The 23,508-nt window shown below is 67.3% G+C and carries 18 protein-coding genes; 7 read left to right on the top strand and 11 right to left on the bottom strand.

Annotated elements, in window-relative coordinates:
* The first annotated feature begins 7 nt into the window (after positions 1-7).
* Together AC0QDI_RS07435 and AC0QDI_RS07440 are read left to right on the top strand one after the other, a co-directional pair.
* Positions 8-1,450 (top strand): MATE family efflux transporter, encoded by a 1,443-nt coding sequence (locus tag AC0QDI_RS07435; protein WP_474667320.1) that lies wholly within the window; start codon positions 8-10, stop codon positions 1,448-1,450.
* Between the two features lie 167 nt (positions 1,451-1,617).
* On the top strand, positions 1,618-2,547 hold the full coding sequence (locus AC0QDI_RS07440; RefSeq protein ID WP_474666744.1) for a sulfide-dependent adenosine diphosphate thiazole synthase: 930 nt from the start codon (positions 1,618-1,620) through the stop codon (positions 2,545-2,547).
* A 132-nt stretch (positions 2,548-2,679) separates the two neighbouring features.
* Here AC0QDI_RS07440 and AC0QDI_RS07445 read toward each other — a convergent pair whose 3' ends face one another.
* Both AC0QDI_RS07445 and AC0QDI_RS07450 read right to left on the bottom strand, forming a co-directional pair.
* Entirely contained in the window at positions 2,680-4,443 is a 1,764-nt protein-coding gene (locus tag AC0QDI_RS07445; protein ID WP_474666746.1) for a sensor histidine kinase, read from the bottom strand.
* Between the two features lie 412 nt (positions 4,444-4,855).
* On the bottom strand, positions 4,856-6,412 hold the full coding sequence (locus tag AC0QDI_RS07450; RefSeq protein WP_474666748.1) for an alpha/beta hydrolase domain-containing protein: 1,557 nt from the start codon (positions 6,410-6,412) through the stop codon (positions 4,856-4,858).
* Positions 6,413-6,718: 306 nt separating this feature from the next.
* Between AC0QDI_RS07450 and AC0QDI_RS07455 the strand changes: the two genes are divergently transcribed.
* Positions 6,719-7,483, top strand: a complete 765-nt coding sequence (locus AC0QDI_RS07455; protein ID WP_474666750.1) for a DUF7001 family protein — start codon at positions 6,719-6,721, stop codon at positions 7,481-7,483.
* A gap of 385 nt (positions 7,484-7,868) precedes the next feature.
* The gene (locus AC0QDI_RS07460; protein ID WP_474666752.1) at positions 7,869-8,285 is read left to right on the top strand and encodes an acyl-CoA thioesterase; all 417 of its coding nucleotides are present in this window, start codon (positions 7,869-7,871) and stop codon (positions 8,283-8,285) included.
* Positions 8,286-8,378: 93 nt separating this feature from the next.
* On the opposite strand, the gene AC0QDI_RS07465 is transcribed toward AC0QDI_RS07460, so the two are convergent.
* The 6 genes from AC0QDI_RS07465 to AC0QDI_RS07490 all read right to left on the bottom strand — a co-directional run bounded on the left by AC0QDI_RS07465 (position 8,379) and on the right by AC0QDI_RS07490 (position 14,893).
* Complete coding sequence (locus tag AC0QDI_RS07465) at positions 8,379-9,092, bottom strand: class I SAM-dependent methyltransferase (protein ID WP_474666754.1); 714 nt, start codon at positions 9,090-9,092, stop codon at positions 8,379-8,381.
* A 20-nt stretch (positions 9,093-9,112) separates the two neighbouring features.
* Complete coding sequence (locus AC0QDI_RS07470) at positions 9,113-10,012, bottom strand: thiamine-phosphate synthase family protein (protein WP_474666756.1); 900 nt, start codon at positions 10,010-10,012, stop codon at positions 9,113-9,115.
* A gap of 85 nt (positions 10,013-10,097) precedes the next feature.
* A complete protein-coding gene (locus AC0QDI_RS07475) occupies positions 10,098-10,700 on the bottom strand; it encodes a DUF420 domain-containing protein (RefSeq protein WP_474666758.1) in 603 nt (200 codons plus the stop codon).
* Between the two features lie 86 nt (positions 10,701-10,786).
* Positions 10,787-11,545, bottom strand: a complete 759-nt coding sequence (locus tag AC0QDI_RS07480; protein ID WP_474666760.1) for a J domain-containing protein — start codon at positions 11,543-11,545, stop codon at positions 10,787-10,789.
* A gap of 90 nt (positions 11,546-11,635) precedes the next feature.
* A complete protein-coding gene (locus tag AC0QDI_RS07485) occupies positions 11,636-11,929 on the bottom strand; it encodes a HalOD1 output domain-containing protein (protein WP_474666762.1) in 294 nt (97 codons plus the stop codon).
* Between the two features lie 189 nt (positions 11,930-12,118).
* A complete protein-coding gene (locus tag AC0QDI_RS07490) occupies positions 12,119-14,893 on the bottom strand; it encodes a leucine--tRNA ligase (protein ID WP_474666764.1) in 2,775 nt (924 codons plus the stop codon).
* Between the two features lie 307 nt (positions 14,894-15,200).
* On the opposite strand from AC0QDI_RS07490, the gene AC0QDI_RS07495 reads away from it, so the two are divergent.
* Positions 15,201-15,827, top strand: a complete 627-nt coding sequence (locus AC0QDI_RS07495; protein ID WP_474666766.1) for a hypothetical protein — start codon at positions 15,201-15,203, stop codon at positions 15,825-15,827.
* Between the two features lie 105 nt (positions 15,828-15,932).
* A complete protein-coding gene (locus AC0QDI_RS07500; RefSeq protein WP_474666768.1) occupies positions 15,933-16,907 on the top strand; it encodes an SDR family NAD(P)-dependent oxidoreductase in 975 nt (324 codons plus the stop codon).
* A 108-nt stretch (positions 16,908-17,015) separates the two neighbouring features.
* On the opposite strand, the gene AC0QDI_RS07505 is transcribed toward AC0QDI_RS07500, so the two are convergent.
* The gene (locus AC0QDI_RS07505; protein WP_474666769.1) at positions 17,016-17,471 is read right to left on the bottom strand and encodes an SPW repeat protein; all 456 of its coding nucleotides are present in this window, start codon (positions 17,469-17,471) and stop codon (positions 17,016-17,018) included.
* Between the two features lie 354 nt (positions 17,472-17,825).
* Here AC0QDI_RS07505 and AC0QDI_RS07510 point away from each other — a divergent pair, with 354 nt between their 5' ends.
* Positions 17,826-21,857, top strand: coding sequence for an Eco57I restriction-modification methylase domain-containing protein (locus AC0QDI_RS07510; protein WP_474666771.1), 4,032 nt, complete (start codon positions 17,826-17,828; stop codon positions 21,855-21,857).
* A 275-nt stretch (positions 21,858-22,132) separates the two neighbouring features.
* On the opposite strand, the gene AC0QDI_RS07515 is transcribed toward AC0QDI_RS07510, so the two are convergent.
* Both AC0QDI_RS07515 and AC0QDI_RS07520 read right to left on the bottom strand, forming a co-directional pair.
* Complete coding sequence (locus tag AC0QDI_RS07515) at positions 22,133-22,501, bottom strand: twin-arginine translocation signal domain-containing protein (RefSeq protein WP_474666773.1); 369 nt, start codon at positions 22,499-22,501, stop codon at positions 22,133-22,135.
* Positions 22,502-22,736: 235 nt separating this feature from the next.
* Entirely contained in the window at positions 22,737-23,462 is a 726-nt protein-coding gene (locus AC0QDI_RS07520; protein WP_474666775.1) for a YqjF family protein, read from the bottom strand.
* Positions 23,463-23,508 lie beyond the last annotated feature (46 nt).

A 23,508-nucleotide genomic window follows, 5' to 3' on the forward strand; every position in this document is an offset into this window, starting at 1 on the left:
CGTCGACATGACGACGGGGGCGATCTCCCCGAAGCTCTGCCGCCTCGCGTGGCCGCTGGTCCTCGGAAACCTCCTCCAGACCGTCTACAACCTGGCGGATATGTTCTGGGTCGGCCGCGTGAGCAGCGACGCCGTCGCCGCCGTCTCACTGATGTTCCCGCTCTCGTGGCTGTTCGTCTCGACCGCGATGGGAATCACCGCGGCCACCATCGCCCTCGTCTCCCAGTACGTCGGTGCCGGCGACGACCGGGCGGCCGACCGCGTCGTCGCCCAGACGATCCTGCTCACGCTCGCCGTCTCGAGCGTCCTCGCCCTCCTCGGCTACGCCGTCCGGCGGCCGCTGCTCTCCCTGATCGGCGCTCGCGGGCCGGTGTTCGTCGAGGCGCTGGCCTACATCGAGGTGATCTTTCTGGCGCTTCCCTTCACGTTCCTCTTCTTCGCCTTTCGGGCCTCGCTACAGGGCGCGGGCGACACGAAGACGGCGATGTGGCTCGTCTTCGTCTCGGCCGGACTCAACGTCGTACTCGATCCGTTTCTCGTCCTCGGTTGGGGCCCCTTCCCCGCGATGGGGACGCGGGGAGCGGCCATCGCGACCTTCCTCTCGCGCGGGCTCGCCACCGCCGCGGGGATCGCGATCTTGCTGGACGGGCGGTTCGGCGTTCGGCTCCGAATCGGCGATCTCGCGCCCGATCTCGAACTCCTGAAGCGGCTGATCGACATCGGCTACCCGGCCACGGTCGACGGCTGGGCGCGCAGTTTCGCGGCGGTCGCGATGGCCGGCTTCGTCGCCCGCTTCGGGCCTGCGCCCACCGCGGCCTTCGGAATCGGCGTCCGGTTGATGTCGGTGACCTGGGCCGTCGCTGGAGCCGTCGGGCAGGCGACCGCGACCGGAGTCGGACAGAACCTCGGCGCGGAGACGCCCGATCGGGCCGTCGCCGTCGCGCGAACCGCGACGGCGGCGACGATGGGATTCATCTTCGCCGTCGCGGCCGTCCTGTTCGCGTTTCCGGCCGCGGCGATTCGGGTCTTCGTCGCGGATCCTGCCGTCATCGCCGAGGGCGTGGTCTTCCTTCGGATCACCGCCCTCTTCTGGGCACCCTTCGCCGGCGTGATGGTCATCCAGGGCGCGTTCCGCGGGGCCGGGAACACACGCGAGGCCATGGTTCTCTCGATCCTCTCTCGGTGGGTCTTCCGGTTCCCGCTGGTGGTTGGACTCGCGTTCGCCTGGACCGTGACGATCCCCGGTACTGATCTCTCGATCTCCGGCCTCGGCTGGGGCGTCGACGGTATCTGGTGGGCGCTGGTCGCCGGCATGGTCGGCTCGTTCGTCGTCGCCGTCGGCTGGTTCCGCCTCGGGACGTGGACCGAAGGCGTCATCGACGAGAGCGGTTCTCCTCGAGACCGGCCGACTACCGGCGGCGAGAGCGAACCCGAGTACGTCGACGATTGAGTCGTCGAACTCGCCGTGTGTGACCGAGGAGTCGCGTCGCCGACCGAAGGCACGGACGGCGCTGTTACTCACGAACGTATCACAACGGTAGAACCCCACGAACGTTGATTATATCCGGGTAGCGACGACGACAGACTTATTACTACTCTGTGTTACCACCTAGTTGTATGAGCGAATTCGAGCAGTTCAGTCAGGTCGGCGAAGCCGACGTGACCCGCGCGATCGGACAGGAGTGGACCGAGGAGTTCATGGACTTCTCGGACTCGGACGTCATCATCGTCGGCGGCGGCCCCTCGGGGCTGACGGCGGCGAAGGAACTCTCCGAGCGGGGTGTGAAGGTAATGGTCGTCGAGAAGAACAACTACCTCGGCGGCGGCTTCTGGCTCGGCGGCTTCCTGATGAACAAGATCACGGTCCGCGATCCCGCCCAGCAGGTCCTCGACGAACTCGAGGTGGACTACAAACAGTCCCAGGATAGCGAGGGGCTCTACGTCGCGAACGGCCCCGAGGCCTGTTCGGGGCTCATCAAGGCCGCCTGCGACGCGGGCGCGAAGATGCAGAACATGACCGAGTTCACGGACATCGTCATCCGCGAGGACCACCGCGTCGGCGGCATCGTCATGAACTGGACGCCGGTCCACGCGCTGCCCCGCGAGATCACCTGCGTCGACCCGATCGCCGTCGAGGCCGACCTGGTGATCGACGCGACCGGCCACGACGCGATGGCCGTCACGAAACTCGACGAGCGCGGCGTCCTCGACGCGCCCGGCATCGCCGACGCCAAGGAATCGGGGACGAGCATGGACCAGACCGGCGACGACTCCTACGGTGCACCTGGCCACGACTCCCCCGGCCACGACTCGATGTGGGTCGGCAAGTCCGAGGACGCCGTCGTCGAGCACACCGGCCTCGTTCACGACGGACTCATCGCGACCGGGATGGCGACCGCGACCACCTACGGGCTCCCGCGGATGGGTCCGACCTTCGGTGCCATGCTCGTCTCCGGCAAGCGCGCCGCGCAGGTCGCGCTCGACGAACTCGAGGTCGACGCCGATCCCGTCGAACTGACCTCGCGTGCGGCTCCTGCCGACGACTGATCGGGCCGTCGGCCGCCGAACCCCGACCGCTGAAAACTGTCTTTCGTATTTTTGCGCCCGGTGCCACCGCTGTACACTCGAGTACACACCCCTTCGCCATCGGTCAGCGACAGCCCGACTCGCGATTCCCGCTCACTCGGACGAGTCGTCGACCGGTGCGTTGGGTGTCGACGCTGCGGTCGTTCCGGTCTCTTCCGGCAGTTCACGTTCGATTCCCGTGACCTCGAACCGCGCGCCGCCATCCCGTCCTTCCGTCACCGCGACGGACCAGCCGTGTGCCGTCACGATCGACTCGACGATAGCGAGGCCGAAGCCAGTCCCGTTCGCCCTCGTCGAGTAGCCGTGTTCGAAGACGGTTTCGCGTTCGTCCTCGGGAACCCCTCGCCCGTCGTCGGCGACGAAAAACCCGTCCGCAAGCAAGCCGACACGGACCGTCTCGCCGCCGTGTTCGGTCGCGTTTCGAAACAGGTTCTCCAACAGCGTTCGGAGCCGCGAGGGGTCCGCGTGGATGCGGACGTCGTCGATGTCGGTTTCGAGCGTGCCGTCCTGGGTGTCGCTGGTCGACCACGCGTCCGCGACGACCGATCGAAGCGACACGAGTTCGGGATCGTCGATCGCTCTCCCCTCCTGTGACAGCGTCAGAAGGTCCTCGATCGTCTCGTCGATCCGCTCGAGTGCGTCGAGTACCTCCCGGAAGTGCGCCGGCTCACCCGTCTCTTGTGCCAGTTCGGCGTAGCCAGTAGCGACCGCGACCGGATTCCGGAGGTCGTGAGAGAGCACGCTCGCGAACCGCTCGAGTTGGTTAGTCTTGCGCTCGAGGTCGGAGGCGTAGGCCTCGAGTTCCGATACGTCGCGGACGATCAGCCCGTAGCCGCGCGGCTCGCCGCCGCTTGCGACTTCGTGGACGGTCACGCGGAACGTTCGTTCACCGTCGGCGGTCGACCGTGTGATCGTGCCGGCGAACGGCGTCGCGTTCGACGATCGATCCGGGTGCGGGTCCTGGCCGTGGTCGTCCGTTCGAGCCGTCTCGATCTCTGAGACGAGGGCCGGATACACGTCCTCGAGCGGGTCGCCGGCTCGATCGACGACCTTCGGGAAGCGGTCGGACGCGGTTTCGTTGAAGTCGACGATGCGCCGGTTGGCGTCGACGACGAGGACGGTGTCGTCGATCGAATCGAACAGCATGTCACGCGCCAGCGGTGCCACGGCGAACAGCCCCGTTCGGAACAGTGCGAGCGCGACGAGGGTCCCGAAGACGCCGGCGCCGTACACCCCGTAGGGAAACCCCCGGAGCGGAACGATGTCGGTCGCCGTGAGGACGGCGGTGACGATGATCGTGGCGATCCCGCCGACCAGCGCGAGCAGTTGCCACAGGGTGTTCCGCCGGGAGAAGAGCAGCGTTCGGAGCAGGAGTCCGAAGCCGACGTACAGCGGGAGGTTGGTGAGGACGATCAGCCCGTCCATCAGTCCGGTCCGCCGGTAACCAAGATACGAGATCGGCTCCGAGACGATCCGGTAGTCGACGAGCAATAGTTCGTGAACCGGGTTCGTCAGCACCATCCCTGCCGGGAGGACCGCGCCCGCGACGAGCGCGACTCGGACCGGTTTCGTCAGCCAGTACTCCCGGCCGGTGTAGTAGACCGCGAACACGAACCAGAGGATCGGATTCGATACAGTGACGACGTAGACCAAGTGATACGACAGCAACCCTGTCAAGGAGAGCGATGAACCCGAAAGCACCGCGACGGCACAGACCGCGATGAGAACGTGGGTACTCAACAGGAGGACCATCACCGTTCCCGCTCGGTCGTCGGTCTGGCGGCGAATCCACCACGCCCCGCCGCCGGAGACGGCGATCGTCAGAACCAACCCGGCGAGGTGGGCGAGATACAGCATACGAATACAGAACTCGTCGTGGCCGATATCGCTTGTGGCCTGTGTGACGGTCTCGTTTTGTCCCGCCACGGGATGTCGGCCGCAGTCGCCGTCACAGCTGTTCGGCCACTCTCTCGGAAGACCGGTTTCGACCATCGTCTCCGACAATCGCGACCGTTTCAATATTTGGTGGTACAACTAGGAGGTATGGCCGCGTATCGAATCGACGGTTCGTCCGACAGCCAGCATTCGTACGAACACCCGTCCAACCGATCGGTTCGCGCTCGCTAACAATGGACTAACGTGTCACACTCTACCGCGCACCGTCGACGGTCGCCGCCGTCGACCGAATCGATACCGATCAAGACGCTGCTCGCCCGCTCGAGGAGATCCCCGGCGTCGGACTAGAGGAGGTCTCGAAGGTGGCCGGCTCCTACTTCCCGATGTCGGAGGCCTTTGCCCGAGCGCGGAGCGTCTCGGCATCTCGTCTCAGCATGTGGCCGCGGCCGACGGCCGCCGAACTCGCCGTGCTGATCGCCGTGACGTAGGCGTCGTGGGACGGGTAGAGCCGCTCGAGCGTCGCCCCGTCGAAGCGATCGGTCCGGCCGGTCAGGTCGCAGTTCGCGGCGTCGTAGGTCGCCACCGGTACGTCCAGCACGGGGAGCCGGAGGCCGCCCTCGGCGTTGCCGAAGCGGTCGCGCTCGAGGGTCACGCTCCCGTCGTCGATGGTGCGCTCGATGCGGTCGGCGCGGGGCGGCCGATCGCCGCGGGCGACCCACTCCCGGAGCTGTTCGAGGGCGGCCCGCCAGGCGTACCGCGCCGGGAAGTAGTTGTAACCGCACTCGCCGTAGGTGCCGTCGGGCTGCTGGCCGTAGTCGCCGGCGGCCTCGGGGTCCCAGTTCGGCTCGAGCCCCTGGAAGTCCCGCCGGCGGACCGCCTCGGTCCACCGGCTGAGCCAGTTGTTCACGTGCGAGGCCCCCGCGACCTCCCAGAGCACGAAGTGGCCCTCGTCGTCGCGGGGCCCGATGGACACCTCGTCGAGGCGGAGCCCCGACGTCGGGATGTCTATCTCCGGCGTATCGCCGTTCTCCGAGAAGTCCTCGAGGCCGCCGGCCTCGTCCTCGCTGTTGAACCACAGGATCGGCGCCTGATCGGTCCGGGCCGTCGTGAGCGGGCTCCCCGCGGGGAGGAACCCGTCGACGACGCCGTACGCCGGCGCGGCCAGGTTGATATACCGCAGCAGGAAGAACGCCGACTGCGAGTGGCCGGTCGCCAGGGCGTTGTCGGGCTGAAGCGGCCCCAACGGGTCGGTCTCGAAGTCCCAGCGATCCCAGCAGCGCGGCTTGAGCGCGGTGATCGCCTGGGCGAAGATGTCGAGCGCGTATCGGTCGCCGGGGTGGTGAAGACTCCCGTACCGCTCGGGGTCCCAGCTCACTAAATCCTGGTCGGTCTGAGAGTCGTCGACGCCGACCTTCTGTGCCGAAACGAGCGCGACGGCGGTCCCGTTACGCAGCAGCGAGTCGTAGGCGTTCGGCCACGCGACCGGCGCGTCCATCTGCGTGCTGACGTTCAGCCACTCGACGGCGGCGGTGCCGTTGAAATCCCTGCGGCGTTTCGGTCGGTAGACGAGAACTCGAGTTTTGTACTCGCTCGTCTTCCCCGCCTGTTCCCCGCCACTGAAGGAGTCGTCGTGGCGCGCCTCGCCCGCGATGAAGTACTCCTCTTCGACGTAGCCGTACGACTCGAGATCGTGGGGCGCTGCGAGCAGCGGCCCGCCGGTCCGGCTCCCGCCCTCGATCGGCCCCTCGACGGTCGGACTCGAGACCGAAGACAAGGACGTAGCGCTCACCGCCGCGCTCCCGACGCTCGCCGCTGTCAGCCCTGCGACGCTCCCGAGAACGGCCCGCCGGGAGGTCCTGTGGTCGTAACTCGGTGCGGTCGATCGGTCGCTCGAAGCGGTTCGGTCGATATCGTTCGTCTCGTCTGCCATGATCCGCTCGGCCGTACCACGATGGGGGATATTGAACCGTTGATTGCAGATTAAATTGCGGCTATCGGAAGTAGTTTTCACTGCGAAAAATAGTGTGAAGCGCGTCGGTGTGAACTGAGTGTTCTTTTACCGTGGGCGGTGTCGGTCAGCGGAATGACGGCGTCTCAATCGACAGTACCACCGATCGGCCGAGCTCGATCTTCCACGACTCACGTCGATGTGTCGGGCGTCCGAATCGGTAGTTCGATCGCCGCGAGCTGACAGCCGACCGAAACCGTTTCAATCGGTGGTACCACCGGTTTATACATGGTCGAACGCGTCATCTGCTACCGGGCTCCGACGACAGTTGCGGACATCGGGGAGATCGCCGACTGGGTGGACTGTCGGATCGAGGCCGACGTGACCATCCGCGACCGCTTCCTCGAGGCCCACCGCACGGACGACCTCGCCGAGCGGTTCGCCGAGGCCCGCGTGCCGTCGCCGTACGAGCGCGAGACGGGCAACACGATGCTCGGCACGATCCGCTACGAGGAACGGGCGCTCGAGCATCCCGACCGGGAGGGCGGGGTTCTCTACGACGGCGTCCGGATCCAGCGCGCGCTCAACGCTGCCCTTCCCGAGGACGAACGGGGGCTCGAGACGCTCCACGTGGCGATCCTCGACCGCGCGATCGGGACGTGGGGCGACCACGACGGTCGCTGGCACAAGCGCGTAACCGTTCTCGGACAGCCGGCGCTGATCTCGGTGCCGGGGCTCTACGAGGCTCCCGCGAAGCCCGAGGACTATTACAAAGAACAGCAACGCCACGCCCTGCTTTCGGGCGACGCGCCGCCGCGAGAGGTCCTCGAGAACCAGGTCGACGGCGAGTTCCTGATCGAGGAGGATCCGCGGACCACCGACGCGCTGAAAGGGTACGTCCTGCAGGCGTTCCACTACCTCGAGACCGGCGAGGCCTTTTGCGACCGGGAGGGCTGTCGACTCTTCAACGCTCACTACCACGAGGATCTGATCGACGCGCAACTGCGCGAGCCGGCGTTTTGCAACGAGCACGCGCCATTGTACGAGGGATGAGTCTCACCGGTGGATCTCCCGGTATACGGTGCGGTGGCGCGCGCTGAATCGCGGCGAGACAAGCGAGGTGCGAGCGGTGCGAGCGCCTCGAAAACGCGAACGGCGAAGCCGTGAGCGCTGGCGAGCCCCGAATCGACATCGCGCGAGGGATGAACGAACGCCGCGAGGCGTGAGTGTTAGCGCGGAACCTCCGGTTCCGCGAACCATACGAACGGCGGCTCCGCCGCCGTGAGTAAAAATCGGCTGGGGAGGGCGTGGCGATCCCGTGTTGCCACGATAGCATGACACTCGTTCCTCTCGAGCCGCTGTTCTCGGACTCAGAAACGGTACCATCCGCAGTTGAACCGGTGCGTATTTTTGTCTCAGTCGACTCCGACAACGTACAATGAGTGCCGAGTTTACCGTCGACGTTCCCGTTCGCTACCGCGATTTGGATCCCATGAACCACGTCAACCACGCCGTCTACGCGAGCTACCTCGAGGCCGGTCGGACCGCCTACCTCGAAGAAGTGGCCGGGCTCGAGCCCGAGGAAATCTCGTTCGTCATCGCCGACCTCCAGCTCTCCTACGAGCGTCCGATCACCGAGGGCGACGAGCCTACGGTCGCGCTCTCGGTCACTCGGCTGGGTGACTCGAGTTGCACCATGGCCTACGAGATCCGCGTCGACGGCGACGTCGCGGCGACGGCCGAGACGACGATCGTTCACATCGATCCCGACACTGAGCGACCGACCCCGATCCCCAACGCGATGGCACAGCGCATTCGGGAGCACGACGGAATCGAGGCGGCGGCCAGTCGATAGAACGAGTACCGACGAGCGGAGTCCCATCGGTGCGAGCGAGAAACGGCGAGTCCGAATTGAGCTGTCGTCCCGTCGTCCGAAACGGTTCGATCGCTAGTCGAGTCGCCCGCCCGTCAGTCGGACGACGCCGAAAAGGTGAGTCTCGTCCGCGACGGCGACCGCGCGCTCTCGGAGACGGGCGTGTGCGGCGTCGATTTTCTCGTCGAGCCGGATGTGTGGATCGCTCTCGTACCTGAGTCGCGTCGTCGGCGGCGTCGAGAGGACGACGATCGCCCGGAAGACGGCGTTGACCGGCGGCGCGTACCACTCCCGGCTCCGGGCGGCGTTGGCGAGCACGACGGTGCCGTCGGCGCCGACGAGGTCACACCAGTCGTCGACCGCTTCCGCCGGCTCCTCGAGCATCCCGACGACGAACGTCGCGAGAACGGCGTCGATCCCGTCGCCCTCCGCTGCCGGAACCGTGATCCCGTCTCTGCCATCGCCCTCGAGCCCGACGGGCGGCCGCGTGGCGTCACCCCGTAGGACGTGGACGTTGTCGTACGCCGCGGTGGCCGCGCGGGCCCGCTCGAGCACGGGTCGCGTGAAGTCGATCCCGATTACGGTCCCCTCGGGACCGACCCGCTCGCGGAGGAACGGGAGGTTCGCGCCCGTCCCACAGCCCATCTCGACGACGGTGTCGCCGGGCTCGAGCCGGCAGGCGGCGGCCGCTCGCTTCCGGAGTCGTGCGATTCCGGGCGTTCGACGCGCGATCAGGTCGTAGAGACGGGCCCAGCGGCCGTAGAACTCCTGTGCGGATTCGGTCGTCATGTAGTGTCAGCGATACTCGCTCAGACGAGCGATCGAATCGTGTCGGCGACCGACTCCGCGTCGGTCCCGAGGACGTAGATCAGCGGCTCGATCCCCATCCCGCCGGTCTGGTAGAGCACCGTCGCCTCGGGTTCCTCTTCGATCGCCGCGCCGACGCTCGAGGAGACGTCGCCCGACTCGTCGAACTCCGCTGCGACGCGGCCCCGCTCGGCCAGTTCGTCGACCAGTGCCGGCTCGTAGGTGATGTCGATTCCCGCCGAGACGTCCGCGCCGTGGCGGCGCGCGGCCAGCAGGACGCGCGCGACGTGTTCGGAGACGCCGAACTCGGGATCCGCGGGGACGGTCGCCCGCCCTTTCACGTCGAAGATCCGTCCCGGAACGCCCGCCACGTCGTCGACGTCGTCGGCGTCGGGCGTGCACGCGACGAGATTCGAGCCGACCGCGGGGATCAACGCGGTGAACCCGCCCGTCGTCTCGAGGATCCGTAGCCCGCGCCGGACCGACGAGAGGATCCGCTCGCTGGTCCGGAGGTTACTTTCGGGATCGTGGACCCGAAACCCCGTGCCGTGATCCGCCAGTTCCGGGACGGCAGCCTCGTGAAGTTGGGCGAGGAGGTCCCCGCCGGCCTCGAGTTCCCGGATCAGCACCTCGAGTTCGATCAGGGCCTGTACCGGGGATATTTCGCCGGCGGCCAGTCCGGTTCCGAGCTCCTCGACGAGTTCTCGGACGCGCTCGTCGGTGGCGATGCGGTCGTTGACGGTCACGTCGCCGTGGGCGTACTTCGAAACGGCGCTCTGGCTGATGCCGAGCACCTCGGCGACCTCGCTCTGCGTGAGGCCGCGCTCTCGGAGATCGCCGGCCAGCAGCGAGCGGACGGTGGGCAGGAACTCGTCCACGACGATTTCTTCGACGAATTGCATTCGTTGTTCGGGATACGGGCGGCTGACGGGAGAAGCTGTTGGTCCGTTCGGTGGGCGAACCCGCGCGCCGACTCGAGTCGCTTGCTCAGAGGATCGGGACGAGCATCGCCGCGAACTCGTAGTCGTAGACGTGGTTGAGGAGGACGTAGGTGACGACGCCGAGGAAGAGACTCAGGATCCACGCACCGGCGGCGATGCGGCCGATTCTGGCGTGGGGCGTCCGCCGGAGTTCCGCGGGCGTGTGGGTCAACCCGAGGATCAGCGCGTAGAGGACGACCGGCACCGAGACGATCGAGAGGATGATGTGGATCGCCAGCATGATCAGATAGGCGTAGTAGACGCCGTCGGGGCCGACGAACTCCTTCGTTCCGCCGCCGCCGACCTTGAGCAGGTAGACGACGAGGAAGCCGAGGATCAACACGAATCCGGAGACCATCGCCAGTCGGTGCTTCTCGACGTCGCCGGCGCGGATCCGGTACCAGCCGAACAGTAACACGACCGTCGCGGTCGTGTTGATGACCGCGATCACGTGAGAGAGCAGGTTGACCTGCGCGTTCGTCAGATCGGGGTAGATCGGCACGTCCAGCAGGAACGTCCCGAGTACCAGCGCGTAGCCGACGATCGTCAGGAGGACCGTGACGCCCATCGGGCGCTCGCGGAGCCGGCGTCTCGCGTCAGCGGTTGCCATTATCGGACGTTCGGCGCACCGCCGTATCACGTTTGCTGTTCCAGGACGGCTCGCACGCGCCCGGCACAGGAATCGGCGCTCGAGGTTCAGTCTCGAGCGAACGGGAACCGATTCAACCGCTCGCGGACGAGCGGCCGCAGTTCGAAGAGGTAGCGCTCCGTGTCCGCGACCCCATCGGCGTCCTCGTCGGGGACGTGCTGGGTGTACATCACCTGATCGAGGGAGACATCGTCGGGGTGCTCCTGGGCGATGACGACGCCGTCTACCGCGCGGCCCGGCTCGAGTTCGACGTCGGTGCCGGTCCAGCGCTCTGGAAGGTCGTTCGCGTGCGGGGCGACGATGCTCGAGCCCTCGTAGAGGAAGCCGTCGTCGCCGAAGAAACTCGTGTTCGCTTTCCCCTGCCAGGGAAGCGGCCGCGAGCTCGTGTTGTGGGCGCGGAAGAAGGCCACCGTCCGCGTGGTCGCGACGGTGATGGGGCCGTCGACCAGCGAGGCGAGATCGACGTCGTGGACCAGTCCGACGAGGCTGAGCGTGAGGTACTCGCCGCTGACGGTCAGTTCGTACCCGCGGTCGCCGCTTTCGTCCCGCTCCGCCGGGTCGTAGGTCGGACTCTGTTGCCGAGCGGACCGGGAATTGCCCCCCGTGATCGCGCCCCCGTCCGTTTCGCGGTTGCCCGGCGCTCGTTCGCCGAGGATCGCCTCGTAGGCGTCCTTGATCCGTAGAAACTGTTCTCGAGAGCCACCCTGATCCGGGTGATGGACCTTCAACAGGCTCCGGTAAGCCCGACGAACCGCCCGGTCGTCGGCGGCCGGCGACAGCCCGAGGACCTCGTAGTGGCTCTCCATCGGTGCAGTACTCGATGCTTCGTCGAAAAGAGTCTTTCCGTGTTCACCGCCGCCCCCATCCGTTGGTAATCGTCGGCACCTCCGCCGCCGTCAGTCCGCCGGTTCGGTCGGCTCCTCCAGCGTGACCGTGCCGTTCCGCTCGACGGTGACGTGGTAGTCACAGAACCGAAACGAGACGGTTCCGTCCGATCTGTTCGTGCCGTTCGGCCGATCCGCGAAGAGCGCGTCGAGCGCCGTCGGATCGACGATCGCGTGAAGCGACTCGTACTGCGGCGGCGCCAGTTCCGTCGGCTGCACGCCCTCGGCCTCGGCGACCGTTTCGATCACTGCCTGACTCGGCGGCACCACTGACGGCGCGCCGACGCTATCGCCACCCTCCACCATCGTATTCGCACCTTCTGAATCGGGTGGAATAAAACTGTCCTTCTCGGATGAGTCGTGTCCCCTGACGACAACGCCCGTCTTCCCCTCGCGAACGCGGATCCCTCGTGTGGTTCGAAGCCGCTCGTGCGGGATCGAACCTCGTCGGACGAAACTCGAGTAGCTCGCCGGAGACCGAACGCGACGAGCGAGCTACTCGATGTGGATCGCGGGCTTGCCCGGCCGCGCTTTCTCCGCCAGGTCGTCCTTAGCGCCCGCCCGGCGGACGGTCACGTCCGCACCGAACTCGTCGGTGACGAGCCAGCTCGCGCGGTCGAGAACCTCGAGTTCGTGATCCGCGCCCAGCCGCTGTCCGGGTTCCGGGCCGCCGTCGCGGCCGACCAGCCGGCCGACGAACGAGCCGACGGTCTCGGGGTCGGTCGCGACGCCGTCGGCCGCGAGGAGTCGGTCGACGATCGCGTCCGCGTCCGGGACCGCGTCACGGGCGTCGGACGCCGCCTCGTCGACCAGTTCGGCGGCCCGATACTTCCACTCGCGCGCACAGACCAGTTCGATCCGTTCCGGTTCGTCGATCGCGGCGACGTCGACGATGTCCCGAACGTCCTCGAGCGTCCGCTCGACCAGTCCCCGCTCGAGTTGGTAGGCCGACGCGTCGCCGTCGGGCTCGGGCCAGTCGGCCTCGACGACGAGTCCGTCGCCCCGGAGCTTGTTCCAGCACTCCTCGCCGAGGTGCGGTGCCATCGGGGCGATCATCGCGGCGAGCGTCAGCATGCCCCGCCGGTAAACGTCGTCGTGCGGCCGGTCGTACTCGCGGTAGCGCCGCAGCAGGCGCGCCAGTTGTCGAATCTCGGTTGCCGCGCGGTGGAACCGGAACCGGTCGTACTCCTCGGTGACCGCGGCGATCGTCCGGTCGATCTCGCGGTCGACGTACTCGTCGTGATCTCGCCGTTCGACGCGGGTATCGCCCGCCTCGACGAACGCGGCCGCCATCCGGTAGAGCGTTTGCTGGAGGTCGTAGGCACCGCGGACGTTGTTGGCGGTCCACTCGAAGTCCTGTTCGGGGTGGGCCGCCGAGAGCACGAACAGCCGCGTCGTCTCCGCGCCGTACTCCTCGGGAGCGACGACGTTGCCCTTCGAGCTGGACATCTTCTCGCCGTCGTACAGCACCGTCCCCTGACTCTTGAGTTCCCGAATGGGTTCTCGTTGCTCGAGCAGGCCGATATCGGCCAGCGCCTTCGTGAAAAAGCGACTGTAGAGCAGGTGGAGGATGGCGTGCTCCTCGCCGCCGACGTAGACGTCGACGGGCATCCAGTCGTCCGCGCGGTCGGTGTCGAAGGGGGCGTCCGCGAGATCGGGCGAGAGGAAGCGCAGGAAGTACCACGAGGAGTCGACGAACGTGTCCATCGTGTCCGTCTCGCGGCGCGCGGGGCCGCCGCAGTCGGGACAGGTCGTCTCGTTCCACTCCTCGGCCGCGTCCAGCGGATTGCCCGTCGTCCGGACGAACTCGGGGAGTTCGACCGGGAGGTCGTCGTCGGAGACGAGGACGTGCCCGCAGTCGTCGCAGTGGACGACCGGGATCGGCGTCCCCCAGTAGCGCTGCCGGGAGATCAGCCAGTCGCGCAGCCGGTAGGTGACGTCTTCCGCGAGCGCGTCGTGGTCGGCCACGAGCCGCGTGCGGGCCGTCTCGCTCTCGAGCCCGTCGTACTCGCCGCTTCCCTCGAGCGTTCCCTCGCCGGTGTAGGCGTCGCTTTCGACGTCGGACTCGACCGCCCCGTCCTCGGGAACGATCACGCGCTCGATCGGCAGGTCGTGTGCGAGCGCAAAGGAGTGGTCGCGCTCGTTGTGGCCGGGAACGCCCATCACGGCACCGGTGCCGACGTCCTCGAGGACGTAGCCGGCGACGTAGACCGGGAGTTCCGCTCCGGTTACGGGATGCACCGCGGTCGCGTCCGTCTCGACGCCCGAAAAGCCGACCTCGTCGGGGTCTTGCTCGCGAACGGTTTCGATGTACTCGTCGACGGCGTCGTCCGTCTCTGCCAGTTCCCGCGCCAGTTCGTGCCCGGGCGAGACCGCGAGGTAGGTCGCGCCGTAGACCGTCTCCGGACGGGTGCTGAACACGTCGACGGTTCGGTTACCGTCGCCATCGCTCCCATCGCCGCCGTAGTCGGACACGTCGAACGTGATCCGCGCCCCTTCCTGCCGGCCGATCCAGTTGCGCTGGATCTCGCGGACGCCGTCGGGCCAGCCCTCGAGGTCCGCGAGCCCCTCGTGGAGCTCCTCGGCGTAGTCGGTGATCGTGAAGAACCACTGGTCGAGTTCGCGCCGCCCGACGGGCGTCTCGCAGCGCCAGCAGACGCGATCCCCGTCGCTGCTCTCGGCTTCGCCGTCTTCTCGCGGGCTTCGCTCCGCGCTACTCCCCTGATCCGAGGACTCGCCGTGTTCGCCCTCGCGCTCGGCCACCTGCGCGTCGGCCAGCACCGTCTCGCAGTCGGGACACCAGTTGACCGTCGCCGCCTCGTACTCGACGAGTCCGGCCTCGTAGAGGCGCTTGAACAGCCACTGGTTCCACCGGTAGTAGTCGGGCTCGCAGGTGGTGATCTCGCGCGACCAATCGTAACCGAAGCCCATCGTCTCGAGTTCCTCGCGCATGCGCCGGATACACGCCTGCGTCCAGGATTCGGGATCGGTCTTTCGCTCGAACGCGGCGTTCTCGGCGGGGAGGCCGAACGCGTCCCATCCCATCGGGTGGAGTACGTCGTCGCCTCGCATTCGGCGATAGCGAGCGTGGGCGTCCGTGATCGCGTAGTTTCGGATGTGACCCATGTGGAGCGATCCCGACGTGTAGGGAAACATGCCGAGGACGTAGGTCGGATCGTCGGCGTCGGAATCGAGCGCGTAAACGTCGTCGCGCTCCCAGACGTACTGCCAGAACTCCTGTACCTGCGCGTGATCGTAGTGGCTCGTCATTATCGGAGAGATCCGTTGACTTTCACTCGGTGGGCCGGCTATATCATTGTTCGGCCGCGGACGGCGGCTTCGTCGGACGGTGCGGTCGACACGCGACTGCGAACATCGCGGTCGGTGCTCGACTGCGAACATCGCGGTCGGTGCTCGACCGCGGCCGTCGCGGTCGACGCCCGACTGGTCGGAGCCGTTCTCGACCGACGTCGGCCCGCTCGAGGGGGTTCTCCCCCGTTTCGAACGGGAGAATCCAGTGCCTGTGGCGCTGTGGGCTGAAATTAACAAAGCGGGTCGGCCCGGTACCGGTCGGTGAATGTCACGCGTACGCGACGACACCCCATCGGGCGCGGCGTTGCTCGCCACCATCGCGGTCGTCTTGCTCGCGTTCGGGGCCCTCGCAGTGCTATTCGCCCCGGGCATGACTGCGGGCGACACGGACGCTTCGTCGGTCGAGACCGACGACGACGCGTCGACCGCCCAGTCGAACGCGACGACGGCGGAGAGCTCGAACGAGCGCGAATCCGAGACGACTACCGAAGACCCCGCGGACGGTGCCGACGACTCGCCCGACGATGCCGACGCCGGCGATCCGACGGCCGATCCCGACGGCGATTCGCCGCCGACGGCGGACGATCCGGCCGAACCCGATCCGTCGAGCGACGAGGAGTCGACCACCGATTCGTCCGACGACGACCCCGATCTGTTCGAGCGGGTGTTCGGGGACGAAGAATCGGCTGACGGGGACGGCGAATCGGCCGGCGGAGGCGACCGCGGGCCGCCGGCGGATGCCGGTCCGCCCGACGATACCGGGCCGTCGGATGACGGCGATACCGGACCGTTCGACGGGAATGACGGGCCGTTTGGCGACGATGAGGGGCCGTTCGATGACAATAGCGGGCCCTTCGACGACGACGGTCCGGACGATTCGTTCGACGACTGAGCTGCTCGTTCGGCCGTCGTTCGCCGCGGAATTCGTCACGATCCGTGACACTCCGCGCAGTCGACCGCCGGGACTCCCTTTACCGCCCTCGTCGTAGTCCGTCCCATGGCCTCGACCGCACTCGTGACCGGCTGTTCCACCGGAATCGGCTACGAAACGTCACGCGCGCTGCTGGCCGACGACTGGCGCGTCTACGCGACCGCTCGAGACCGCGACAGGGACGGCCTCGAGGACCTGGCCGACCGCGGCGCCGAGACCGCGGCGATGGACCTGACCGATCCCGGTGCCATCGAGCGGGTCGTCGCGCGCATCCGCGACGAGGACGGCGGCGTCGACTGTCTCGTCAACAACGCGGGGTACGGCCAGTTCGGGCCGGTCGAAGACGTGCCGACGAGCCTGCTCGAGCGCCAGTTCGCGGTCCACTGTTTCGGCCCGCATCGATTGATACGAGCGGTCTTGCCGGGAATGCGCGAGCGGGGCCGCGGCCGGATCGTCAACGTCACCAGCGCCGCGGATCGCCTCGCGCTCGCCGGTATCGGCGGCTACACCGCCTCGAAGTGGGCGCTCGCGAGCCTCAGCGACGCGCTCCGACAGGAGCTGGTCGGCTCGGACGTCGAGGTCGTCGTCGTCCAGCCCGGCGTCGTCGCGACGCCGTTTTACGACGGCGCCCTGCGGGCGGTCGACGACGCGGCTGCGACCGCGCGGTCACCGTCGCGCTCCGACGTCGACGCGGAAGGAGCCACGGACGACCACCGAAACGTGAGCGTCGTCAGACCCACGCAGTACACCGATCTCTACCGCGTTCTCCGGCGGGTCCGCGCCGTCGAGGGCGGCGGTCCGCTGATCAACGAGCCCGATCGTGTCGCCGCGACGATTCGGGAGGCTGCGACCGTTTCGGACCCCGACACGCACTACCGCGTCGGCCCGGTTCCGTTCCTCGGATCGCTCTACGGCACGCTCGTTCCCGCCGCGATCCGGGATCGGCTGACGCGAGTCGCGATTCGACTGGCCGCGACCGAACCGGTCCTCGACCTGCTCGAGCGACGCACGCCCGACGCCGATTCGGAGCGGTATCCGTGACGGAACCGCCGACGAGGGCATGACGGAACCACCGACGGAGAAACGCGATCCGTTCGGTATCGGATCGATCCGAACTGCGGTCTGTCGGGGAGTCCGTTCGAGCGAGGATCACGTCCCGGTGGCCGCGCGCCTCGAGAAGTCGCGGTCGCCGACGTACGCGATGTACGCCGACAGTGCCGCGGCGACCGGCCCGGAGACGACGTTACTCCAGAGGAGCCCCGTGCTCGCTTCCTCGAGGCCGCCCAGCGCGAACTGCCCGGCGATCGCCCACTGGGAGACGGCGAGCCACACCGCCAGCAGGGCGGCGAGCGACATCACGCCGGTACTGGTGGAGTGGCCGTTGCTGATCCTATAGTAGTTGTAGCCCGCGAGCACGACGATCGCACCGCCGATCAACAGGTTGTTCCACAGCACGGACTCGGCCGTTTCGTAGACAAACGGCGAGAGGGCCAGCCACAGCCCGATCAGGGAGACGATCCCGCTCAGCCACCGCTGGCCGGCCGGTTCACCCCGTCCGCGAGCGTGCGATTCCCCGGTCGAATCGTCGGTTGCGGACTCGCTCATACTGTCTCCCGAGACACCCTCGAGCGGGCTGAAAAACCGCGTCGACCGTTCCGGCTCGTCCGGGGAAATTAGCTCGGAGATCGTCCCGCTCGGTCTCGAGTAAGGAATCACGACCGGCTCCAAATCGGCGTTACGGGACGCCAATCGATGCCTGGCGACAGCCCCAGATGCGGAGTGGGACCGCGGCTAGCTGGTAAGACGGGATTACTCTCGAGTCCGGCGAGAGCGCTCCGTGATTCGCCGAGGGGACACCAGTCGTGAGCGGGCAGTAGCGGCCCGACGAACCGACGGGGAGGAACCCCCCGTCCGGGGGAACAGCTATATGCCGCGACTCGGATCACGCAAAGGAAAGCGGTGTCCCGGAACCGAGTCGGCGCTCCCACCGACCGCTCCCGTCGCGAGGGGTGTCCCTACCGGACCAGCCACGGCGCGTTCTCGAGCGCGTACCTCGAGGACCGCCTTCCCGAGACGGACGCCTGGGAGGACGTCGACGAAGACGAGCTCCGAGCGGCGTTCGACGAGACCCGCGCGCGTTGGGAGCGAGTCGACGAATCGACCGCGAGCGAAAACCGCACTCGACTCGAGGAGACGTTCGTCCGACCCGTGTTCCGGGCGCTGGGACACTCGTTCGTGCGCGACGAGCGGACCGATCGAACGCGACATCGGGCGGACTACGTCTTCCTCGAGTCCGACGACGCTCGCGACGCGGTCGCTTGCACCGAAGTCGACGGCGATAACGACAGCCACGGTACCGGAGACGAAGATGCCGTCGCGATCGCCGACGTCAGGCGCTGGGAACGCCCGCTCGAGGCGCGCGGGGGCGGTGAGCGCGATCGCGACGCCGAGACCCCGTGCTACAGAATCCACGCCGCCCTGCGAGAGTCGTCGGTCGAGTGGGCCGTGCTCACGAACGGCCGGCGGTGGCGGCTCTACACCGGGCGGACGGGGCATCGACTGGACGCGTACTACGAGATCGATCTGCCGGCCGTGCTCGAGACGGGGGACCGCGAGGCGTTCAAATACTTCTACCTGTTTTTTCGCCACGACGCCTTCCGCGACGACGCCGAGAGAAACTGCTTTCTCGACGATGTCTACGACCGGTCCGCCGAGTTCGAACGGGAGATGGGGGCGACGCTCGAGCAGAACGCCGCCGACGCGCTCGAGGTCCTCGCGCGGGGGTTTCGCCGATATCCCGGGAATGACCTCGGAGAAGACCGTACGGGGACCGACTCCGGCGACGATCCTAGTCACGTGGACCTCGACCTGCTTTACGACGCCTCGTTGGTCGTTCTCGTTCGGCTCACCGTCGCGTTCGCTACGGAGAGTCGACGGCAGCGGCTCACGGAAACGAACGACGGACAGGGAAACGAGGCACGCGGAGATGCGGAACGCGACACCGAGTCTCCCCTGTCGGAGCGCGTCAGGTCGATCGCGCGAGCCGTCGCGACTGAATCCGACGATTCGGGGCCGTCGGACGCCGATCGAACGGCCGAGCTCTGGTCGCGACTCGAGGACCTCGGTTCGCCGATCGGCCGCGGGAATCGAGCCGTCGAGGACGACAGCCGCACCGCTCGGTTCCTCGAAAACCACCGCGTCGGCGACGCGTCGCTGGCGACTGTCATCGACCTGCTGGCTCGACGGCGGGCCGACGGCGGCGGAAAAACGTTCGTCGACTACTCGTCGCTCGACGGTCGCCGCCTCGGGGATATCTACGAGGGGCTGCTCGAGTATCGGCTCGCGATCGCCGACGAACCGCTGGCGCTCGCGGACGGCGAGTACGTTCCCACCGGCGACGGCGACACCGTCGCGGTCGCGGCCGGCGAGGTGTATCTGACCGCGGACGGCGACCAGCGGAAGGCGTCGGGGTCGTACTACACCCCTGGGCACGTCGTCGAACACGTCGTCGAAGAGACGGTCGGACCGCTCCTCGAGGAGATCCGGGCGGAGTTCGCTCTCGTCGATAGCGACCGTGACGACGGAGTCTCCGACGCCGATCTTGACCGGAAGGACGGACTCGCCGACGCCGATATCGACCGGACGGGCGGCGTCGCCGAGCGCGCGTTCGACCGCTCGATCCTCGATCCCGCGATGGGGACCGGCCACTTCCTGACGTGCGCGCTCGAGTACCTGACGCGGGAGATCGTCGCCGCCGAAGACGCGGCTGCTCGAGCGGGTCTCGAGTCCGCCCCGGCGGACCGCGGCGTGGACGAGGTCCGGCGGCGGGTCGCCCGGCGCTGTCTCTACGGCGTCGACCGGGATCCCCTCGCGGTCGAGATCGCGACCGCGTCGCTGCAACTCCGAACGCTGTCCACCGATCGACCGCCGGTGGCCCTCGATCACCACCTGAAAACCGGCAACGCCCTCGTCGGGAGCGACCTCGAGGCGGTCGCTGACTCCGCAGCGAGCGACGATCTCACTGGCGATGACCCAAGGCGTCTCGAACCCGAGCCGACTCGAGACGGGGTATTCGGGCGGACTGAGAGTCGAGAGCGGCGCGACCGGCGACAGCGACTCGAGGCGATGGCGAACGTCCACACCGCCCGCGAGTTCGGACTGGAGGGGATACCCGACGACGCGCTCGAACGGCTCGCTGCCGCGCTCGAGAGCGACGACGACTGGAAGACGCTCGCCCGAACCGAGTGGTTCACAGCGGCGCAGCAACGGGCCAGCGCCGAGGACGTCTTCCACTGGGGGCTCGAGTTCCCGGAGATTTACGACGACGGCGGTGACGACGACCGGCTCGAGGCCACCGGCTTCGACGCGGTGATCGGCAACCCGCCCTGGGTCGCGACCGCCGGTCGGGCGAGTATCAGCGCGACCATCGACGCGGGGCTGCGCTCCTACCTCGAGGACGCGTTCAGCGCGACCGAGAACCAGTTCGATCTCTACGTCGCGTTCTACGAACAGTCGATCCGACTGTCCCGGGACGGACGGGTCGGCATCGTCGTCCCCGATTCGATCCTCGCTCGGGAGGGGAACGAGCCGATCCGGGAGTACGTCCTGAGCGAGACGTCGCTGTCGGAAATCGTCAGGGTCGGCACCGCGTTCGACGGCGTCGAGAGCGGCGCGGCGATCCTCGTTAGCGGCGGTGACGAAACTGACGTCCGCTGTGCCGACGCGACTACGCGGACGGACCTCGCGTCGCTTGCCGCCGACTCCGATCGGGTGAATTCGATCCCCGCGAGCGTGTTCGAAGGAGCGGATGCGAGCCGTTTTCTCATCTATCTCGACCGCGAGACGCGGTCGGTCCGCTCGACCGTCGCGGCCCACCCGCCGCTGGGGGACGGCGTCTCCGTCTCTCGCGGCGAGGAGATCAGCAAGCGAGCGGACAGTCTCCGGAAGCAGTCGGGGCCGACGACGCGCCCGATCGCCCCCGGGAGCGCCGTGTGCCGATACGGGATCGACGCCGACGAGCTCCGATTCGTCGAGCCGACCGACCTCGAGAAAGCAGCCGCCAACTACGAGAGCCCCAAGCTGGTCGTCCGGCAGACGAGCGACTCGCTCGTCGGGACGTACGACGCCGACGGCATCGCCACGATCAAGTCGGCCTACAACGTCCGTAGCGACGTCGACTCGCCGGCCGAGTTGAAACATCTCCTGGGCGCGTTACACTCGTCGGCGCTCGCGTTCTACCACCACTACACACACGCGGCGTACCGCGAAGTCTTCCCGCAGATCAACCAGTCGACGCTCGAGGGGCTCCCCGTCCCGATGGCCGCCGGACCCGACGCAGAACTCGTCGCGGCCGTCGAGAAACGGCTCGCGCTCACCGCCGAACGGGCGGCGATCGACCTGCACGTCCCCGACTATCTCGGTCGGGATCCGAACGGGCCGTCGCTCGACGATCTCGACGCCGCTCGACGGACGGACGGCGTCGCGGCGACGAAACTCGCGTCGACGACCGAGGAGTGGCCGAACCTGCGGATCGGTTCGGTCGCGGTCGACTCGAGCGGTTCGGCCGTCGTCATCTCGGCGACCGTTCGATACAAACCCGATCCCCCCACGGCTGCCGAGACCGATCGGTGGGGCTACGCAGAAACCGATCCGATTCCGGCCGTCGAACTCGTCGGCGTCGAGACCCGACTCGCGGCGCTCGTCGACGCCTTCGTTCCCTACGCCACCGAGGCTGTCGACTGCGTCGCCGACTTCAGACCGACCGCCGCGAAGACGATATCGCCACTCGAGCGCCTCGAGGCGGTGACGCTCCCCCGTCCGAACGAGGTCGAAGACGGGCTTGGGCGGTTTCTCGAGGCTCGAGACCGGGCCGCGGAACTCGAGACGAAGATCGACGCGACCGATCGGCGGATCGACGATCGCGCGTGCTCGCTGTACGGACTGACGGACGCGGAGCGCGAGATCGTGCGTCGCGAATTCGACGAGGGGTGACGGCGCGGCGACAGTACTGCGGGCTCGTCGCGTTCGGAACGGACCGACCGACGGAAACAGTACGGCTCCCGACCGGAGGGCTGGCGGAGCGACCGTCTGCGGTGGGGATACGACAGTGGACCGATCGCTCGAAGGCGGACGGTCGGCGTAGCGCGACGGCTGGTGTGGCGACTGCAGACGACGCGCTCGTGAATCTGATCTCCCTCCCGACGCGATTGCAGTAGCGGTCTCCGTGTTGCTCGTCTCGATCTCGAGAAAAAACGAGTCGACGGTCGTTACGCACACGGCGGTTCGCGGTACTGCGGCGGATCGATTTCGCGGAGGAAACCGACCCACATCCACCAGTCGTAGTCGTAGTTGTGCCAGTCGACTCTGACCGTGCTGTTGGACGAGTCGACCGCTCTGACGATGCCAGCGTATCCCTGATCGATAAGCTGATAGTCGCCAGACCGGTCCCTGTTCTCCCAACCGGGGGCCGCGCTCCCCTGGTCGGGCCACACCTGCACCTGGTCGCAGACTTCGAACGGGCTGGCCGCGGCCGCGCTGCCGGTAACTGCCACGGAACCGACACCGGTGGCCAACGCGACGCCGGCCGATCGAAGGACGGTTCGACGGTTTACGTTACTGTCTTCTCCATGCGCCATGCGAGAGTAATTTATGAGAGTGTATAGATAAATTTTCCTGGGTGATTCAATTTGTGAAGGGGTGGAGGACCGCCTCACTCGATCCGTTCAGTCGGCACGGACGGTCCGTCTCTCGCCGGGACGAATTCCGCCGGCTTCCGCTGGCCGACTCCGATGATCGCGTCCTCGACGCGTCGACGGAGAGTTTCGAAGGGGGACGGCTGGGCGCCCTCGATCAGTTCCCCTTCGGACTCGATTACTCCCGTTCCTCGAGGCGCGAACTCCGTCCTGCGACCACGTCGAGGCCGGGGCTGTAGAAGTAGACCGGGTCGGTCTCCGGGTGCGCGAAACCGTTCGCGGCCAGCACCGTGTTCGATTCGATGTCGGCGGCCGCCGGATACAGCGTCCACGGCTCGTGTTCGACGTCCGTATACCGGACCGAGCCGTCGGGGGCCTCCGTGTAAAACCGGTAGCGCTCGACGAGAAACTCCCCCAGCGGGTCGTCGGGAGACGAAAACGGCTCACCGGTCGGCCGATAGGTCGCCTCGTACTCGGCCGGTCGGGCGCCGGGCTGGCGTCGCCGACTACTGAATCGAATCCGGCCGTCGGCCCCTTTCCCCGCCGGAGTCGCCTCCACGTCGAGCGAAATGCGGGCGTAGTAGTACGGCAGGTGATGGAACAGGCGCGCACCGATGACGCTCGCGAGCCCCTGTGCGTCGAGGCTGAAGAAGTAGACGCTGGGGACCCCGTCGCGAGTGACGTACGTTCTGACGTTGAGCTCCGGCAATCGGATCCCGACCCGTTCGGGAAGCCCCTTCGGACGGACTGCGACGTTCGTGAACGGAATGACCGACAGCCACGCGGCACCGTCGTGTTCGTCGACCTCGAACGCGTCGGGGAGGTGCGCGTCCATCATCGCCGGATCGACCGGCCAGTTCTCGAACAGCAGGTGTCGCCAGCCCATCTCGAGTGCGAGGACCATAGTTCACTCTGTGTCAACACCTCAAAAACAACTTCCGTTTCTGTAA

The organism is Natrinema sp. LJW11 (assembly GCF_056135975.1).